The sequence below is a fragment of the Rhizobium terrae genome (assembly GCF_003425685.1).
GTDB classification, from domain to species: Bacteria; Pseudomonadota; Alphaproteobacteria; order Rhizobiales; family Rhizobiaceae; genus Neorhizobium; species Neorhizobium terrae.
Window position 1 is genome coordinate 1 of the sequence record NZ_QJKM01000071.1, and the last position, 1,521, is coordinate 1,521.

General features: G+C 60.5%; 1 pseudogene. It reads left to right on the forward strand.

Going from position 1 to position 1,521, the window contains the following annotated elements:
• Positions 1-1,151: 1,151 nt before the first annotated feature.
• Positions 1,152-1,394: pseudogene (locus tag DMO26_RS34720) on the forward strand (guanine deaminase); the annotation flags it as partial.
• Positions 1,395-1,521: the final 127 nt, after the last annotated feature.

Here is a 1,521-nt window from a genome sequence, read left to right on the forward strand (position 1 = left end):
TGGAAAACAACATCAACCACTACGAAGCCGGCCATACGGGAGCGCCGCGTAAGGGCGCTGCATTGCTGCAGGGCATCGCTGTCTGCGGGCGGTGCGGCCGGCGGATGAGCTTGCGCTATAGCGGCCCCGCAGGAAACTATCCCGTCTACACGTGCCGTGCCGATCGCGGTTACGACGGAGGGCCGTTATGCCAGGAGGTGCGCGCTCTGCCCATCGACGCACGCATCGAAGGCCTTCTACTTGAGGCTCTGACGCCGGATAGCATCGCCATCGCCATCGCCGCACTGGGCCAGATCGAAGAAGAGATCCGGCAGCTTGAGCGTCAATGGGCTCTGCGGCGCGAACGGGCGCGCTACGAGGCGGAAAGGGCACGGCGCCAATACGACGCAGTCGAACCCGAGAACCGCTTGGTGGCCCGGTCGCTGGAGCGGGGATGGGAAGAGAAGCTGCGTGCAGCCGAGGCCATAGAGCAAGATTATGAACGGTGGCGGTCCGACGAACCCTTGGTTCTCAGTGAGGCAGATCGCGACGGACTATTGGCGCTCGGAGAGAACCTCCCTGGTATCTGGCATGCCCCCTCGACCACGGCAGCCGAGCGAAAGAGCATCCTACGCCTCATCATCTGCGAGGTCGTTCTCGACCAGAAACGGCTGCAAGGACAGGTCTGGGTCAAGATCCTGTGGCAAACGGGAGCGACAAGCGAGCACTCTGTCCAAAGGCGCGTTCACACCTATGGTGACTATATCGATATCGACAAACTACGAGCGCGCGTGACGGAGCTGAACACCGCCGGCAAAATGGACAAGGAAATTGCCTCGGCGCTGAACGCCGAAGGCTTTCTTGCCGCACGGAATTGCGCCTTCAAGGGTGAGAATGTCTGGCTCTTGCGCAGGCGTTGGGGCATTCCCACCGTCAAAATCAACGGAACGAGCTCCAACCCCGTCAGGTGGCTGGATGGAACCTACTCCGTTCAAGGGGCCGCCGCGGCTCTGGGTATCACACCGCAGGTCATCTTCGATTATCTCGCCCGTGGCTGGCTCAAGGGACACCAACTCGCCAAGGGCCAGCCGTGGCAGATCGATTTGACGCAGGACCAGATCGACCTTCTGCGCGCTCGCGCTCAACGTAATAGACGATCGAGGAAACAGGCATCAATTCATCTGTCCGAAGGCGAGGCCGATGCGCTTTCCGAAGCCGGCGCGGTCATGGTCCACTGCCCGACCTCCAACCTCTTCCTTGGTGTCCGGCCTCTCTTCGATGAAAACGCTGATGCGCCGCGAAAAGCCGGTTCGTGTCGCGGTAGCCACCGATATCGGCGGCGGCTCAGCCATTCGATACTGCGCACCATGGATGGGACCCACAAGATCCAGCAACTGCTTGTGGAGCGCCTTAACCGTAACCGTTGCGAGCGCCCCACATTCAACACGGATTTCGCATCGCGCATAATTGCCGTCTGTTGAATACTGCAATGGTGAGGTTGTGTGGGTGGCAGACGATGAGAGGTTGGTTTCGCATCATGCT